General features: G+C 71.2%; 16 protein-coding genes and 2 pseudogenes. 5 read left to right on the forward strand and 13 right to left on the reverse strand.

Translation table 11 applies throughout. From position 1 onward, the window contains the following. Positions 1-72 precede the first annotated feature (72 nt). Positions 73-1,275, forward strand: coding sequence for a DNA topoisomerase IB (locus PGN25_13395; GenBank protein ID MEH3118549.1), 1,203 nt, complete (start codon positions 73-75; stop codon positions 1,273-1,275). Between the two features lie 15 nt (positions 1,276-1,290). On the opposite strand, the gene PGN25_13400 is transcribed toward PGN25_13395, so the two are convergent. From PGN25_13400 to PGN25_13420, 5 genes are all read right to left on the reverse strand, one after another. Further along, positions 1,291-2,382 carry a methyl-accepting chemotaxis protein gene (locus tag PGN25_13400; protein MEH3118550.1) on the reverse strand — a complete coding sequence of 364 codons (1,092 nt, stop codon included), beginning with the start codon at positions 2,380-2,382 and terminating at the stop codon, positions 1,291-1,293. 399 nt (positions 2,383-2,781) lie between these two features. Next, positions 2,782-3,498: a response regulator transcription factor gene (locus PGN25_13405; GenBank protein MEH3118551.1), complete on the reverse strand. Its 717-nt coding sequence runs from the start codon at positions 3,496-3,498 to the stop codon at positions 2,782-2,784. A 180-nt stretch (positions 3,499-3,678) separates the two neighbouring features. Further along, a complete protein-coding gene (locus PGN25_13410; GenBank protein MEH3118552.1) occupies positions 3,679-4,575 on the reverse strand; it encodes a diguanylate cyclase in 897 nt (298 codons plus the stop codon). Positions 4,576-4,713: 138 nt separating this feature from the next. Then, positions 4,714-5,154: a hypothetical protein gene (locus PGN25_13415; GenBank protein MEH3118553.1), complete on the reverse strand. Its 441-nt coding sequence runs from the start codon at positions 5,152-5,154 to the stop codon at positions 4,714-4,716. Positions 5,155-5,306: 152 nt separating this feature from the next. Next, complete coding sequence (locus tag PGN25_13420) at positions 5,307-5,549, reverse strand: hypothetical protein (GenBank protein ID MEH3118554.1); 243 nt, start codon at positions 5,547-5,549, stop codon at positions 5,307-5,309. 444 nt (positions 5,550-5,993) lie between these two features. Here PGN25_13420 and PGN25_13425 point away from each other — a divergent pair, with 444 nt between their 5' ends. Then, positions 5,994-6,818: an FTR1 family protein gene (locus PGN25_13425; protein MEH3118555.1), complete on the forward strand. Its 825-nt coding sequence runs from the start codon at positions 5,994-5,996 to the stop codon at positions 6,816-6,818. A 453-nt stretch (positions 6,819-7,271) separates the two neighbouring features. On the opposite strand, the gene PGN25_13430 is transcribed toward PGN25_13425, so the two are convergent. Beyond that, on the reverse strand, positions 7,272-7,970 hold the full coding sequence (locus tag PGN25_13430; protein MEH3118556.1) for a HisA/HisF-related TIM barrel protein: 699 nt from the start codon (positions 7,968-7,970) through the stop codon (positions 7,272-7,274). Positions 7,971-7,973: 3 nt separating this feature from the next. Here PGN25_13430 and PGN25_13435 point away from each other — a divergent pair, with 3 nt between their 5' ends. Continuing rightward, the gene (locus PGN25_13435) at positions 7,974-9,008 is read left to right on the forward strand and encodes a H4MPT-linked C1 transfer pathway protein (protein MEH3118557.1); all 1,035 of its coding nucleotides are present in this window, start codon (positions 7,974-7,976) and stop codon (positions 9,006-9,008) included. A 52-nt stretch (positions 9,009-9,060) separates the two neighbouring features. Beyond that, a complete protein-coding gene (locus tag PGN25_13440; GenBank protein ID MEH3118558.1) occupies positions 9,061-9,261 on the forward strand; it encodes a hypothetical protein in 201 nt (66 codons plus the stop codon). 131 nt (positions 9,262-9,392) lie between these two features. On the opposite strand, the gene PGN25_13445 is transcribed toward PGN25_13440, so the two are convergent. From PGN25_13445 to PGN25_13470, 6 genes and pseudogenes are all read right to left on the reverse strand, one after another. After that, entirely contained in the window at positions 9,393-9,920 is a 528-nt protein-coding gene (locus tag PGN25_13445) for a hypothetical protein (GenBank protein ID MEH3118559.1), read from the reverse strand. Between the two features lie 35 nt (positions 9,921-9,955). Then, a complete protein-coding gene (locus PGN25_13450; GenBank protein ID MEH3118560.1) occupies positions 9,956-10,552 on the reverse strand; it encodes a DUF447 family protein in 597 nt (198 codons plus the stop codon). Positions 10,553-10,574: 22 nt separating this feature from the next. Further along, on the reverse strand, positions 10,575-12,191 hold the full coding sequence (locus PGN25_13455) for a DUF6513 domain-containing protein (protein ID MEH3118561.1): 1,617 nt from the start codon (positions 12,189-12,191) through the stop codon (positions 10,575-10,577). Continuing rightward, entirely contained in the window at positions 12,188-12,757 is a 570-nt protein-coding gene (locus PGN25_13460; protein ID MEH3118562.1) for a uridylate kinase, read from the reverse strand. Before PGN25_13460 ends, PGN25_13455 begins: the two co-directional genes overlap by 4 nt. 5 nt (positions 12,758-12,762) lie before the next feature. Then, on the reverse strand, positions 12,763-13,473 hold the full coding sequence (locus PGN25_13465) for a (5-formylfuran-3-yl)methyl phosphate synthase (GenBank protein MEH3118563.1): 711 nt from the start codon (positions 13,471-13,473) through the stop codon (positions 12,763-12,765). 45 nt (positions 13,474-13,518) lie between these two features. Then, positions 13,519-13,781, reverse strand: a pseudogene (locus PGN25_13470) (DUF2380 domain-containing protein). Between the two features lie 3 nt (positions 13,782-13,784). On the opposite strand from PGN25_13470, the pseudogene PGN25_13475 reads away from it, so the two are divergent. Beyond that, positions 13,785-13,965 (forward strand): annotated as a pseudogene (locus tag PGN25_13475) (hypothetical protein). Positions 13,966-14,532: 567 nt separating this feature from the next. Here PGN25_13475 and PGN25_13480 read toward each other — a convergent pair. Next, on the reverse strand, positions 14,533-16,092 hold the full coding sequence (locus PGN25_13480; GenBank protein ID MEH3118564.1) for an undecaprenyl-phosphate glucose phosphotransferase: 1,560 nt from the start codon (positions 16,090-16,092) through the stop codon (positions 14,533-14,535). Between the last annotated feature and the right edge of the window lie 152 nt (positions 16,093-16,244).

Here is a 16,244-nt window from a genome sequence, read left to right on the forward strand (position 1 = left end):
CATAGCACGGGGCCGGGTCCGGAACAGCGCCGGCTTCCCCTCGGTTGTCGCCCCACGGAACGGGAGGCTGGGATGCTGTCGGACGAGGCCGGAGCCGGCGTGGTCGATCCCCGCGCGGCCGCGCGGGATGCGGGCCTGCGCTACGTGGACGATTCCAGGCCCGGCCTGCGGCGCAAGCGCAACGGCAAGGGTTTTCGCTACCTCGACGCCGGGGGCGCGGCGATCCGCGATGCCGAGGAAATCGCCCGGCTCAAGAGCCTCGCGATCCCGCCGGCCTATACCGAGGTGTGGATCTGTCCGCACGCGAACGGCCACATCCAGGCGACCGGCCGCGACGAGAAGGGGCGCAAGCAGTACCGCTACCATCCCCGCTTCCGCGAGGCGCGGGAGGCCTCGAAGTTCCACCGCATCATGACCTTCGCCGAGGCGCTGCCCGGCATCCGTCAGCGGATCGACGCCGATATGGGCCGGCGCGGCCTGCCGCGCGAGAAGGTGCTCGCCACCGTGGTCCACCTGCTGGAGACCACGCTGATCCGCGTCGGCAACGACGACTACGCCCGCTCCAACAAGAGCTACGGCCTCACCACCCTGCGCGATCCGCACGTGACGGTCGCCGGTTCCGAGATGCGCTTCCGCTTCAGGGGCAAGAGCGGCAAGGAATGGTCGGTCTCGGTGCGCGACCGGCGGGTGGCGAAGATCGTCAAGGCCTGCCAGGATCTGCCCGGCCAGGAGCTGTTCCAGTATCTCGACGAGGAGGGGGAACGGCGCGACGTCACCTCCTCGGACGTCAACGCGTATCTGCGCGCGATCACCGGCGAGGACTTCACCGCCAAGGACTTCCGCACCTGGGCCGGCACGGTGCTGGCCGCCCTCGCCTTGCGCGAGTTCGAGGCCTTCGACAGCGAGGCCAGGGCCAGGAAGAACCTGCGCGCGGCGATCGAGGCCGTGGCGTCCCGGCTCGGCAACACGCCGACCATCTGCCGCAAGTGCTACGTCCACCCGCAGATTCTCGACTGCTACCTGGAGGGCGGGATGCTGCTTCAGGTGAAGGAGGCGGTCGAGGGCGAATTGACGAATGGCCTCGACGCGCTGCGCCCGGAGGAGGCGGCGGTGCTGAGCCTGCTGCGGGGGCGGCTGGAAGAGGCGGCCAAGGCCGCCGAGGCCAGGACGAAGAGCAAGACCGGGACCGAAATCGGTGCCCCGCGCCGGTCCGGGGACCGCAAGGCCAAGGCGTCGGGCGCGAAACGCGCGTCGGGCGGGCGCCGGGCGGCGTAGGGACCGGCGCCGGAATCAGGCCCCGTTCTGGATGATGGCCCCATACCAGCCGAGGCCGCGATAGGTCTCGTAGCCGGGCGTGCGGTGGAAGGCGGTGACGCTGCCGCTTCGGGCGTCGCGCACCACGCCGCTCTCGCGCCCGGCCAGGTCGGCGGCCAGCGTCTCGGTGAGCACGCCGCGGCCGTCGGAGGCCGCGAGGACGCGGCGTTGCGCGTCCACGAGGACGACGCGGGTGCGGGCGCGATCCTCCTCGGCGATGCGCACGCCCTCGACGATGGCGCGCGCCTGCGGCTCCCAGTCGAAATGGATGGCGAGCACGCCGCAGGCGGGCCCCTGCCCCTCGCGGATCGCGGCGGCGTAGGTCGCGACCTGCGCGCCGCCGAGCTGCGGCGCGCAGCGAACCTCGCCCGGGACGTAGTCGTCGCCGCTGCGCAGGGCGAGGGCGTCGCGGAACCAGTGCTCTTCCGCGACGCTGTGCCCGCGCAGGTTCGGGTAGCGGTCCGGCCGGCCGTTGGCGAGCACGGTCCCGTCGCGGCCGCACAGCCAGAGGTCGAGATAGACGGTGTAGGCCGAGAGGATGACGCCGAGCCGACCGGCGGCGTGGTCGGCGATGCGCGCCGCATCGTCGCCGTCCGGCCGGGCGGCGCAGGCGACCACCGCGGCATCGGTCGCCCACCAGCGCACGTCGCAGGTGCGTTCGTAGAGGTTGCGGTCGATCAGCTCGACGGCGTTGAGCGCGAGATCGATCAGGCGGTCGCCCTGCGCCTTGGTCGCCATCGCGTCGACGCTGTGCTGCAATTCGGCGATCCGCCCGGAGAGGCCGATCTCCAGCTCCTGCGCCAACGCCTCGATCGCGGAGCCGATCTCGCGCACCTCCTGGGCCACCACCGAGAAGCCGCGCCCCTGCTCGCCGGCCCGGGCCGCCTCGATCAGCGCGTTGAGGGCGAGCATCTTCGCCCGCGACGTGATCTGCTGGATGCGTCCGACCTTGTCGTGGGCGATGCGTCCGACCTCCGCCGTCAGTTCGGCGATGGTCGCCGCCCCGGTCGCGGAAGCACCCGCCGCATCGGAACGGACGGTCGAGAGAACCGATGCTGGTGCCGCCATGACGATAAATCCGGTTTGCGTGCGGACCATGGTTCCATCATCATGATTAACATATATCTAAAAATGAGACGATCTGTTGCGATCGGCAAGTCGGACAATCGCTCGAAGGGCGATTGCATCGTCTGCCGGGATCACCGGCGCCAGACTGATGACGCCCTCGGGCGCCGGTGCGGTGATCTTCGGCTGGGTTCACCGCCAAGATCGGGCGCCGGCCCTACATCTTCCATGATCAGTTGAAGGCGGCGGACGCCCGCCGCTACGTCTTTGCGCGGGCAATCGGCGATGCGTCGGGATCATCGCGGGTTTGTATCCGTTGCTACCGGCTGCGCGGATTCTGGCGAATGAAACCAAGGCGATTGCTCACTCGACGCAGGGCACGCTCAGATAGCGCGTTTCTATTCAGGCGCGCGCGGCGAGGGCCGTGTGGCGGACCGGGCCGCGCGGCGTCTCGGTGTCGAGCACCGGCGCGAGGCCGAGCCGGCGGGCGAGGGTGACGAGGTCCTTGAGGCGGCCGGTCTGGGTCTTGCGGCGCAGGTTCAGCCGGTGGGTCTCCACAGTGCGCACGCTGAGCGACAGGCGCCGGGCGACCTCCTTGTTGCTGAACCCGGCGCTGAGGAAGCGCAGCACCTCCGCCTCCCGGGGCGTGAGGCCGGTGGTCTCGGCGGGGGCGTTGCGGGTCTCCTCGGCGACGTGCTCGGCAGGGCGCGGGGCCGGCGGAATCGCCTCCGCCAGGATCAGCACGCCGGCGCAGACCTCGTCCGCCGGGGCGCCGCCGCCGACGAAGGCGTCGGCGCCCGCCGCGATCAGCCGCTGCATCGCCTTCGCTTCGAGCGCGCGGAACACCACGAGGGTCCGCAGCCACGGGCGCCCTTCGCGCAACGCGGCGATCCGCGTGGCGACGGTCTCGGATCGCGAACCGTCCACCGCGAGCAGCGCCACGACCGGTTCCGAAGCGCCCCGGGCGAGGTCGTCCTCGCCGATGGTGCGCAGGGACGGTGCGTGTTCGAGCCCGGCCCGCATCCGGGCGTCCAGGCTCACCGGCTCGTCGACGATCAGAATCTCGACGGCCCGGCCGGCTTCGTGCTCGACGGCGTGACTCTTGACGGCGTGTCTCATGCCGCTCCCCTCTGGTCCCGCCGCTGGACGGTGCGGCGCCTGCGGATCGAGGGGAACAAGAGTCGTTCCAGCGGTTTGAGGCGCTTTTGGCCCGCGAAACGTCCGGTTGTGGTGAGGTTGCGGACGGCTTCCGTCCCGCTCCGGGACGTGAGCGGGGCGCTGTCCCGCGACGGACGCGGGTCAGCCGGCGCGGGCCAGGACCAGGTCGGCCATCGCCGAGACGACACGGTCGCGGCCCGTCGTCTTGGCCTCGTAGAGGGCGATGTCGGCCCGCTTCAGCAGGCCCTCGACGGTCTCGCCCTCGGACCATTCGCTGACGCCGAAGCTGCAGGTCAGGCGCACCGGCCCCTTGGCGGAGCGGACGCGCAGATCCGAGGTCTTGAGGCGGAGCCGGGAGGCGATCGCCTCGGCCTGGGCCAGGTTGCGCCCGGCGAGCACGAGGGCGAATTCCTCGCCGCCCAGCCGCCCGGCGATCCCTTCCGCCTCGATCAGCCCGGCCACGGCCTTGATCGCCACATCGCCGACGTCGTGGCCGTACTCGTCGTTGATGCGCTTGAAGTGGTCGATGTCGAGGATCACCGCGCAGAGATGCCCGAACGCGCCGGCCTTCTGCGCGGCGTCGCGGGTGCGCTGCAGGAAGGCGCGGCGGTTGAGCAGGCCGGTGAGCGGGTCGGTCTCGGCGAGGCGGATCAGTTCGCCCTGAAGCGTGGTCAGCCGCTCGGCGGCGCGCAGGCGCGCCTGCAGTTCCTCGGCGCCCGGCGGCTTGTCGATGAAGTCGTCGGCGCCGCTGTCGAGCGCCTCGGCCAGGTTGCGGGCGTTGCGCGCCGAGGACATGGCGATGATCGAGAGCGGTCGGCTCGATTCCGCGAGCAGGCGGGCGGACCAGCACAGTTCCAGCCCGCTCAGGGGGCGGACCTCCAGGCTGGTGATCAGGGCGCGGACGGCGGGCGTGTCGGTGACGTAGGCCAGAGCCTCGGCGGAATCGGTGAACTGGGTCACGACATGCCCGCGCGGTTCGAGCATGCCGGCGACGATCCGCAGGACGACGCGGCTCGAATCGACGATGACGATGTGCACGGCCAAGCCCCCCGGTTGGAAGGGCGATCGTGCACGAGACAGGTTAAGGGGTCGTTCGGCCGAATCGCGGGCAGGGCCTTTGCGAGGCGCCGGGGCCCGAGCGAAGGGAGAGAATGCCGCGGGACGGTCGAGCGTGCGTCAAGGTCGGGGCGTCGACCGCGCCGGCACCCGCACGGAGACCACCCGGGCGCCGCTGCCCTCGGTCCCGGAGCGGGGGGCGGGCTCGGTCCAGATCCCCTCGGAGTCCTTCGAGAGGATGCGGGCCCCGCGCCGCCGGGGCCCGGCCCGGCGGTCGGTCTGGCCGTGGATCACGGTCAGGGTCGGGCGGGCCGCCGGCGCGTCGCGGATGCCGGCGACGGTGGGAACGCCGTAGGTGCCGTAGCCCCAGGCCGGGGGGACGATCCGGCTCGTGCTGGGAAGGCGCGTGAACGGCGCGCCGAGATAGGCGCCCTCGACCGCCGGACCCGCGAAGCCGTATCCGGAAGAGCCGTAGCCGTAGGGGTCCGCGGCGGCGCCGACGGAGGCGCCGGGCAGGAAGAGGAGGGCGAGGCCGGCGGCGCGGGCGGACGGGGTGCGCATGGATCGGGGCTTCTCCGGGCCGTGGCGCGATCCGGGGATCGTGCCGTTCATGGAGCGAAGTCGTTGCCGCGCATGCTCGTTCCGCCCGCCCTGCCTCCGCCAGCCGATGCAGAGTGCTGAGACGGGTCCGGTCCCGGCGGCGCGGCGTGCCCTCAGCGGCAGATCGTGACGCGTCGGACGATCCAGCCCTCGCCCTCGATCCAGAGGCGGCGGCGCTGCTTGTTGCAGTTGGCGCCGTCCTCGTCGCCCTCGGCGACCGAGGCCGTCTGCGCAACCTGCGCGGCCTCGGCGACCTGGGTGGTGGTGCTGCGCCCGGCCGTCTGCGCAGCCAGGCTCGGCGCGGCGGTCAGGACGAGGCCGGCGAGGGCGGCCACGGCGATGGAATGCGCGATCATGATATCCTGCCCGCGCGCCGCGAGGGGCGCGCTCCAACGATTCCGTCCGGGCGGCCGGTGGCCCGCTCTGCGGGTGCCGCCGCGTGTTGCATGAACAATCCCCAACGTGGCCGTTGGGTTTCGCGGGACTTCCGGGAAAACGGCGAAAATTTGTCGGGCTCGCGCGGGGCCGTCTGCGTCGCTTCGGCGCGATCCCGGCGGCCCGGTCCGGTGCTTGCGAAAATGATGCAAAGGGTTGTACTGGCACAGGCAGCCGAAAGACTGGCGCCTTGTCGTGCGGAAGCGCGGTGCTGTTCTTTTTCGGAACGTTTCCAAACTGCGCTTTACAATGCGAAATCGTCGCAGCGTGCCAAGTATTGGTGCTCCCGCGTCGGGCGGTGCCGGGATCGAGGCTTGAGGGTCCGGGAGACGGGTATTCCGCCGGATCGAATCGGGAGTGACGGGATGACGGACGGATCGACGTTCGTGCAGGCTTTCATGATCCTGTTCCGCGAGGGACTGGAAGCTCTGCTGGTGATCGCGGCGTTGGCCGCCTTCCTGCGCCGCGCCGACGCGGCGGATCGGATCGCGCCGGTCTATCTCGGCGCGCTGGCCGCGATCGTGGCCAGCATTGGCATGGCCTGGGTGTTCGAGACCTTCTACGACGGCAACCACAGCGACCTGTTCGAGGCCGGGGTGATGCTCGCGGCCGCGGCGCTGCTGTTCTACATGAGCGGCTGGCTGTTCGTCCGCCAGGATCCGAAGGCGTGGCAGGCCGATCTCAACCGGCTGGCCGAGCGGGCGCTCGGCGCGGGCACCGTGCTGTCGCTGGCCGGCATCGCCTTCCTGGCGGTGTTCCGCGAGGGCGCCGAGACCATCCTGTTCGTGCATACCCTGGCCAAGACCGGCAACGGCTTCGACGCCTCGCTGCTCGGTGGCTTGACCGCCGCGGCCCTGGCGCTGGTGGCGACGTTCGTGGCGATGCAGTGGCTGGCGCTGCGCCTGCCGCTGCGCCCGATGTTCGTGGTGACGTCGGCCTTCCTGTTCTTCATGGGCGTGCGGATGGTCGGCGAGGCCGTTCAGGAGTTCCAGGAGCAGGCGCTGATCCCCTTCACCACCGACGGCGTGCCGGCCTTCGTCTCCGATTGGGGCCTGAGCAACGGCAGTTGGGAGGCGCTCGGCACGCAGCTCGTGATCCTGGCCGTGGCGGCGGCCTGCCTCGTCACCCTGCTGCGCAAGGGCGGCGCCAAGGAAACCCGCGAGGGGCGACCGGTCTCGGCGGCGTCCTGATCGCGGCGAACGGCGCTCCCGCAAGGGAGCGCCGCGTTCGTTTCACGCCGCCGGGACCGGCGGCGTTTTCGTGTCTGCGGAGACTTGGCCGCTCGGCGGCGTGCGGCATCCGGGTGATGGCTTCGGGATCCCTCCGTCATCGCGAGGCTTCAGCCGATACTGCTGGTGAACGGAGCGGCGGCGAGATGAGCGAAGCGTTCGGCTCTCGTCGCGATCGCTTCGCATGACGGCTCGCAATGACGGTGCGGGTCTGCCTCCTCCGTCATGGCGAGGCGTCAGCCGAAGCAATCCAGGGCGCCGCTCGATCCGGCGATGCCGCGCCGTGGATCGCTTCGCTGACGCTCGCGATGACGGAGTGTGGCAAGATCCGAGGCGATCAGCCGGAAGCCGTCTAAGTCTTTGTTTTGAATGGATGTCTTGCGCCGGGTTCGTGTCCGCTTCGGCGAAGTGTGTTCAGCGCAGCCGCCCGTCGTGGATCGCCGAGGCGACGAGCGCGCCCGCCGCGCCGGCCTCGGCGAGCCGCGCGACATCCTCCGGTCCCCGCACCCCGCCGGCCGCGTAGACCCGCCGGCCCTCTCCCGCCGCGACGGCCCGCGAAATCCCGAACAAATCGGGACCCGTGCCGGTGCCGACGCGGGCCAGCGTCATCACGATCACGTCGTCGGGCCATGTCCCCGCATCGTCGTGCAGGGCGTCCGGGCCGAGCCGCTCCTCGCCGCGGCTGTCGAGGGAGAGTACGGCGCGGTTGCCCAGCCTGCGCACGAGATCCGTGTCCCGCTGACTCTCGCTGCCGATGACCGGACGGCCGAGGCCGAGTCGGGCGAAGCATTCGACCCCGAAAAGATCCGAAAAGCCGGCATCGACCCACAGCGCCACGCCGGGGCAGGCATGCGCCACCGCCTCCAGGCTGGCGCGGTCGGGCTCGCGGCCTTCCACGATCGCGTCGAGATCGGCGACGTAGAGCCGGTCCGCCCCGGTCGCGTCGCGCAGGCCGCGGGCGATGTCGGCGGGGCCCGAGCCTCTGGCCAAGGGGGTGTCGATCGGGGCATAGGCGTCGCGTTCGCCCGCGCGGGCGCGCACCACCCGCCCCCGGCGCAGGTCGATCACCGGGATCAGCCGGAACGGCGGCCGCCCCTCGGAAGCATGAGACATCGCGTGAACCGGACTAGGACCAGGGTCGTCGGGTGGGATCTCGGCGGGGTGCATGTCAAGGCGGCCCTCGTCGAGGCGGGCCGCGTGGTCGAGGCGGTGCAGGCGCCCTGCCGGCTCTGGCGCGGCGTGCCGGCCCTCGACGAGACCTTTTCGCAGTTGCCGGACTGGGTGCGGGGCGAGGCCGCGCACGCCGTCACCATGACCGGCGAATTGACCGATTGCTTCGCCGACCGGGCGGACGGCGTGGAGCAGCTTTCCGCCTGGGCCGCCAGGACGCTGACCGGCGGCGTGCGGATCTATGCCGGCCGCGCCGGCTTCGTCGCGCCCGACGCCGCCCGCGCGCAGGCGGCCGAGATCGCCTCGGCCAACTGGCACGCCACCGCCGCCCTGGTCGGCCGGCACGAGGCCGAGGCCCTCCTCGTCGATATCGGCTCGACCACCGCCGACCTGATCCCGATCGTTCGCGGCCGGCCGGCCGCGAGCGGCTACAGCGACGCCGAGCGGCTGGAGACGGGCGAACTGGTCTATACCGGCGTGGTGCGCACGCCCCTCCTGGCATTCGCGACCCACGCCCCCTGGCGCGGCCGACGCACGGCGCTGATGGCCGAGACCTTCGCGAGCACCGCCGACATCTACCGCCTCACCGGCGACCTGCCGGAGGAAGCCGACCAGCAGCACAGCGCCGACCTGAAGGGGAAGTCGATCCCTGAATCCGAGACGCGGCTCGCCCGCATGGTCGGCCGCGACCGGGGGGAGGGGCGTTCGCAGGAGTGGCGGGCACTGGCCGCGTGGTTCGCCGAGGCTCAGATGCGCCCCCTGCACGATGCCGCCGCCGTGCTGCTCTCGCGATCCGACCTGCCGGCCGACGCGCCGCTCGTGGTCTGCGGCGCCGGCCGCTTCCTGGCCGAGCGCCTCGCCGGACGACTCGGGCGCCGCGCGATCCCGCTGACCGAGGCGATCGCCGGGCAGATCGGGGGCGAGGCGTCGGCCTGGATCTCGACCTGCGGGCCGGCCGTCGCCGTCGGGCTGATCGCGTGAGGAACGGGGCCGTCTCCGTGCGTTGACGGGGACAGGAAGCAAGGAGACGCGAATGACCGCAGGAAACAGGCTCGCCCGCATCCTGGCCACCCGCACCGGCGGGGCGATCGAGCTGGCCTTCGTCACCGAGGACGGCCGCACCACCCGGGTGCTGGCGAGCGAGGATCAGATCGACCGTCTCGTCGACGAGTTGGAGGATGTCCTCAACTCGCCCGCCGAAGACGGTTCCGGCGAGCCGCCCGCCGCGGCGTGAGCTGCGGCGACCGCCTCGTTTGCATTATCTTTTTCCGAAAGCCGGCGGCCACCTTTCGGGACGATGCTCTAAGGTTCTGTTTTTGCATCGTCTTTTTCCGAAAGCCGGCAACCACCTTTCGGGACGATGCTTCAGCGCAGGAAATCCCCGAAGGAGCGCGGGCCGTCGCCGGTCTCGATCGTACCGGTGATCGTGAGGCTCGACGGGTCGATCGGGCTCAAGGCGTTGTCGCCCCGATTGGCGACGACGACCGTCTTCCCGTCGCGGGTGGCGGCGATACCCTCGGGATGGTCGCCGACATCGATCGCGGCGATCTTTTTCAAGCCCACGGGATCGAACACCGTCACGGTGTTGAAGTACTGGTCGGTGACGAACCCTCTGCCGTCGGCGAGCGCGATCACGTAGGGACGCTGGCCGGTGGCGACGTCGATGGCCGAGACGTCGTTCGAGACCACGTTGGCGGTGTAGGCACGGCGGCCGTCCGCCGCCGGAATCCAGCTTCCGTCCTGGGAATTGCCGACGATCGCCCAGACCTTGTCGGCGGGCGCGTCGATGGTGACGGTCTCGACGATCTTGCGCCGGGTCGGCGCGTGCCGGGCTTGCGCCCCGGCGGCGGTCGCGACGAGCGCCGCGGCGGCGAGAAGGGTGATCCGCTTCAAAACGCGGTTGCTCCTGTCGAGAGGCTCCCGGCCGCTCACAGGGGGCGGCTCGTCCCGTCGAGGACGCGCCCCTCGCGCCCGAGGGCGCCCGCGACCTTGTCCTCGATCCAGTCCCAGGCCTCGCGCTCGGCGGGGCCGGCGGTCTTGGAAATCGCTATAGAATGGTAGGCCATTTCCGCCAGGACTTTTTCCGGGCTCAGCATGTGGAGCCGCGTGGACAGGATGGCCGCCTCGATCACCGCGGCTTGCGCCCGGTTGTAGCCGATGAACGGCACGTGGCTGACCGCGTGCACCATCCGACCGCGGTAGCGCGGGCGTTGCGGATCGTCCTCGACCGCCGCCACCTCGAACTCGGCGTGTCCGAAGCACGCGGCGAGGCGCTTGCCGGGGATCTTGTCGCAGTCCTCCACCGGCCAGTCGCGCCGCCCGGTGACGACGCCCGCGATCACGCGCACGTCGCTCGGGGCGGAGGCCGCGAAACAGGGCCGGTCCGCGAGGTTGTCGATGGTGGGCGAAGGCCGGAAGGGGGCGAGCACGAAATCCTCGCCCTCGCGGATCAGGCCGAAGGGCACGAGATGCATCGCGCCCGCCGCCGAGAGGGTGGTGACGACGGTCTCCAGGATCAGCGGCATCGTGCATCGGCCCGAAAGATGATCACCGGCTTTTGGAAGAAGCCGGTGCAGACAGGGGTTCGTTCCGCTCCTCGTCCGGCACCAGCCGGCCGCAGACGATGCGCCCGCCCTTCGGCTCGGCGAGCCGGTCGCGCGCGCCGTCCGAGCCGTGGCCCGTCTCGGTCCCGGGCGGGCCCGCATCCGGCTCCGGCCCGGTGGCGGCGGCGCGAGCGGCCGCCGGTGCCTCGGGGCCGCCGTGCCGGGTGTGGGCGGGGGGGGATCGGGTCGGACCCGCCGTCTTGAAGGCGGTGGTGTCCTCCTGCGCCCGGTCGGCGGCACAGCCCCAATCGAGGGGTTCGTCCTGCACGTAGCGCTTGCCGAGGCGGAAGGCGGTCTCGGCCTTGGTCAGTTCCCCGCCGAGATAGAAGGCGTGCGCGCCGTCGCTCGCCACGCTCAGATCGGGGAAGAAGGCCATCGCGTCGGTGCCGGTGGTGTGGAGGTCGCGGTTGTAGACGTGGATGCCGTCCTCGGCGACGGCGATGCGGTAGTTGGGATCGCGCACGTCCGCCGCCAGGGCCGCGATCTCGGCCGCGGTCTGCACGAACGGGCGCTTGTCGTGAAGCGCCAGGAGGTCGCGGCCGTAGCCCTTGGGCAGGGCGGCGTCTTCCCGCGCCGCGTACATCACCCGGCGGGCGGCGTCGTGCTCCTCCACCGTGCGGCGGGTGTGGTTCGAGACCTGCACGATCAGCACGTTGCGGATGGCGAGTTCCGAGCACATGCCGACGAGGAGCGCCGTGACGCCGAGGCTGTCGGCCTCGGTGAGTTCGGTGAGGTTGCCGGTGCCCATCATCATCTCGATGTCCGGCCAGCGCGCCCGGATCTCGCGATAGCGGCCGATCGAATCGACGAAGCCGAAATGGATCGGCTCCAGGATCGGGTCGGCCATGTAGGGTCGGCCCGACCGCTCCATCCGCTCGATGGCCCGGTCCAGGGAGGGCAGGTCGTCGGGCCGCATCGGCACGAGGATCGGCACGGCGTCGGTCTCGAAGGCGAGGTCGAGCGTCTCCTCGTTGAGGCTGAGGAGATAGTCGGCGCCGGCCCGCGCGCCGCGGGTCAGCTCGTTCAGCGAGAAGGAATCGACGCTGACCTTCAGCCCCGCACCCTTCAGCGCGCGCACGCTGTCCTCCAGATGCGGGAACGACGTGTCGGGCAACCCGCCGAGATCGATCACGTCGGCGCCGCGGCGGGCGAGGTCGAGACCCTTGGCCAGGATCTGGTCCGGCGTCATCTTCGAGGCGTCGACGATCTCGGAGAAGATGCGCAGGTCGTGGCGCGACAGGTCGACCTTGCGCCCGGTGAGGCCGAGGTAAGCCGGCAAGTCGACGATCTCGTCCGGCCCCCGCTCGACCGGCAGGCCGAAATGCCGGGCCAACGCCTCCGGATCGGCGCGGCAGCGGCCGGGCAGGACGATCCGGGTCGCCCCCTCCGGCATCGTCACCCGGCGCTTGATGATCTCTTCCGTCATCAGCGCGGCGACCTTCACCCCGGCATCGGCGATGCTCCAGGTGAAGCGCTCGGCGGGAAGCGTGGCGGCGACCTTTTCCAGGCGCGCATGGGCCAGCTTGCCGGTGACGAAGACGAGGTGTTCGGGCGCGCTCATGCGGCGTGCCTCCCGGAAACGGGTTCGGGGCCGCGGATCAGGATGTCGCCGGGGTAGGCGGCGGCGAAGCGCGGGAAGGCGGCATCGACGAGGCCGGCCCGCGCGAGCGCCGCCGGGTCGGCACCGGGCGGAATGTCGGCCGACTTCACGATGACGCAGCGTTCCGCGCCGAGCCGCGCCGCGAGCCAGAGGGCGAGGCTGTCGGAGGTGACCTCCCAACTCTCCGCGATGTCGGGGCGGCCGGCTTTCAATGCGACCGGATCCCAGATCGCCGCGCGTCCCCGATCGAGGGCGGCGGCCACGGCCTCCGGGCTCGCGGCGACGGCGAGGCGCGGTTCGAGCGCGGAAAACACCTCGGCCATGCGGCCCATGGCATCGAGGGCGAGACGGTGGGCCAGCGCGTCGTCGAATCCGAGCGTGGCCTGCGTCGCGCGCACCGCGTCGGCGAAGGGGCCGCCGCCGGGCACGATCGCGACGGGGGCGCACTGCGCGCAGTCGGCGAGGAGGGCGCGGAGTCGCTCACGATCCGAGACGAGGCTGCCGCCGATTTTGACGACGCGACGCATCTTCGTCACGCCGCGTCGGCCCGCAGGCCGGCCCGCATCGCGGCGACCGCCTGCGCCACCCGCGCGCCGTCCAGCGCCTGCCGCCGGTCACCGTCTCGGCAGAGGCCGCCGCGGAAGCCGAGATAACCGGGGCCGAGGGCCGCGAGCGCCGGGATGTCGGCGAGGCCGAGGGAGCCGGCGAGCCCGCTCATCAGGCCGTGCGCCCCGCAGGCGGCGACGAAGGCGGCGAGCCGTGCGGGCGTCGTGAGGGCGGGAAGCGCCGTCCCGCTCTTGCCGCTCGTGTCGATCATCGCGCCGGCAAAGCCCGCCGCGGCGAGGCGCCGGGGAACGCTCTCCCCCACGCCGTCCTCGGCGAAGAGCACGCCGACGACCCGGCCGGGCGCCTGCGCCGCGGCCCGCCTCAGGCCGGCATCGTCCGCGGCGCGAACCGCGATCTTGATGAAATCGACCCCCGTCGCGGCGAGGGCCGCGACCGCGGCCGCGATCTCCCGGCCCGTGCCGTCGCCGGCCACCGCGCTCGTGACGGCCGCGCCGGCGACCCGCTCGGCGATGGCCCGGACGGTTTCAGGAGGAAGGGCGCCGAGGGCGCCGCGCTCCGGATCCTTGGCATCGATCAGGTCGGCGCCGGCCCGCAGGGCAACCAGCGCCTCGTCGGGTCCGCGCACGCTGACGAGCAGGCGGGGCCGCGTGGGGGGAGTCGATGCAGGGTCGGACACGGGGTACGCTTTTGCTCGACATCCGTGCCGGCGCAAGCCCCGCCGTCAGGGCCGGCCGGGCAGCGGCTCGGCCAGGAGGCGGTTCTTCACGATCCAGCGCACGGCGTGGGACCAGTCGTCGTCGGTGTTGGCTCTTATCACGACCTGACCCTGGCGCACGACCTTGCCGGACGCCGCCTCCGCGATGGTGACGACGAGGCCGCCCCGAGCGCCTTGGCGATCGGCCCGGTGCAGCCGTTGCACTTGTAGAGCGGGCTCTCCTTCCGGATCTCCTCGGCCTGGGGCGCCGGATCGGCGCTCTCGAGGCCGCGGGCTACGGCTCGTTCTGGACCGGTCCCGACCTCGCCGAGGCCGGGGAATGGGGCGACGACTGCGAGGCGGCCCGGCTCGCCCGCAAGCTCGCCTCCCGCCGCACGGAGCTGCGCGAGGTCGACACCCTGCTAATTCACGGAAAAGCTCAATCCGGCCGCGAACGGACCGAGCCTGTCCCGGCGGAGCTTCGAACTCGGGTCAACGCTCTTGCAGACCCTCTCCCGTCCCTCGCCGCCGTCATTCCGGGGCCGTGCACCCGGGGCTGCGATACGGGGTAACGCGATAGGTTTTCCGGATGGGGAGCGCTGCCACAACCTGACGGCCGTCATGCCAGGGGCGCCGACAAGCGAAGCCTGAACCTATGAGCGGCCTCGACGCCCCGCTTCGGTGACGCATCACGGGGTGATTTTCCGGGTTCCGCTGCGCGGCCCCGGAATGAACGACGGCGAGGGAACGGAGGGCAGTCAGAGCCTGTTTGACTGCGGTGATCCCATCTCGCCCCTCATCCTGAGGTGCCGCGTGAGCGGCCTCGAAGGGTGCTCCAGATCCCGCGCGATCCCTGGAGCCCCCTTCGAGGCCTCCGCTGCGCTCCGGCACCTCAGGATGAGGGTGGGGATGGGAGTAGGACCTTCCCTCGCCTTGCCGTTGCCTGACGAAGAGACGTCGGCCGGTCAAACAGGCTCTCAGAGCGTCAACGGAGTTCGGAGCGCTGGGCTTCACCCCGTTCGAGGCCCGAAAAGAAAATCCTCAATACGCGTTGTCGGTCCTGAAGAGCGCGAGCGGCGTGGTGAGCAGGATCTTGAGGTCGAACAGGATCGACCAGTTCTCGATGTAGTGCAGGTCGTGCTCGACGCGGCGCTGGATCTTTTCGCTGGTGTCGGTCTCTCCGCGCCAGCCGTTGATCTGTGCCCAGCCGGTGATGCCGGGCTTGACCTTGTGGCGGGCGAAGTAGCCGTCCACCACCTGATCGTAGAGGGTGTTGGCCGCCTTGGCCTGGAGCGCGTGCGGGCGCGGGCCGACCAGGGAGAGATCGCCGCGGATCACGTTGAAGAGCTGCGGCAGCTCGTCCAGCGATGTCTTGCGGATGAAGCGGCCGACCGGCGTCACGCGGGCATCGGTCTTGGTGACGAGCTGGGCGGCACCGGCGTCGCAGAGGTCGACGTACATCGATCGGAACTTGAAGACCTCGATCAGCTCGTTGTTGAAGCCATAGCGCTTCTGCCGGAACAGCATCGGGCCCGGCGAGGTCAGCTTCACCGCGAGCGCCACGGCGAGCATGGCCGGCGAGAGCGCCAGCAGCAGGATGAAGCCGACGAGGCGGTCGAAGGCGGCCTTGAGGATCACGTCCCAATCGGCGAGCGGCTTGTCGAAGACGTCGAGCAGCGGCACGGTGCCGAGATAGGAATAGGCACGCGGGCGCAGGCGCAGCTTGGTCGCGTGGGCCGAAAGGCGGATGTCCACCGGCAGAACCGAGAGCTTGGCGAGCATCTGAAGGATGCGCGTCTCGGCCGAGATCGGCAGGGTGAACACCACGAGATCGATCGGCGTGTGGCGGGCGTAGGCGACGAGATCGCTGACGGTGCCGAGCTTCGGGTATCCCGCCACCATCGCGCCCGAGCGCTCATCCCCGCGGTCGTCGAAGATGCCGACGATGCGGATGCCGCTGTCGCTGCCGGTCTCCAGCGTCCGGATCAGTTCCTCCGCCGCCGGGCCGCCGCCGACGATGGCGATGCGGCGGTCGAAGCGGCCCTTGGCCATCTGCGTCCGTACGAAACCCGCGAGCGCGGCACGGCCCGCGAGCAGGAGGGCGAGCCCGGCCGCGTAATAGCCGAGCAGCCAGATCCGCGAGTAGTGGTCGGCGATCTTGCCCAGCACCATGGCCGCCGACACCATCAGGAAGGCGACCGACCAGCCGGTGGCGAGCTTCGCGGCGGTCTTGGAGAGCTCGCGCAGCGCGCCGATCCGATAGCTGCCGGAAGCCTGGAACAGTCCCAGCGCCGCGAGCGTGATGGCGAGGATCGCCGCCGGATAGCGCGGGGCGAGCGGCACGACGCCGCGCAGCAGCGCCTGATGCAGGCCGAAACCGAGGAGCATCAGCCCACAGAATTCGCCGAGGCGCACGCAGCCCGACAGCACGACGGGCGAAAGCCACGGACTCGCCGGAGCGGAAGCGGAACCCGAGCCGGGCGCTGGCGTCCCCGTCCGAGATCCCTCGCGGGCATCGAGGGGGATCGGTGGCGGGACGGGGGTCGGCGAGGGTGTCTGCTCGGCGGCCTTGAGCAGATCACGGACGTCGATGGCACTCATCGGAATGTTCCACGTGAAAACCGCATGCCGTCCCGGCGGTCGAGTTTGCCGGACGAACCTTCACGAAAGCCTAATGCCGGCCGGCGACGATCCCGACGCATCGCCGGTCGCCCGCGCGAAGGCGCGGCGGCGGGCGTCCGCCGGACGCAAGG

Origin of the sequence: Methylorubrum populi (assembly GCA_036946625.1) — a bacterium.
Lineage (GTDB): Bacteria > Pseudomonadota > Alphaproteobacteria > Rhizobiales > Beijerinckiaceae > Methylobacterium > Methylobacterium populi_C.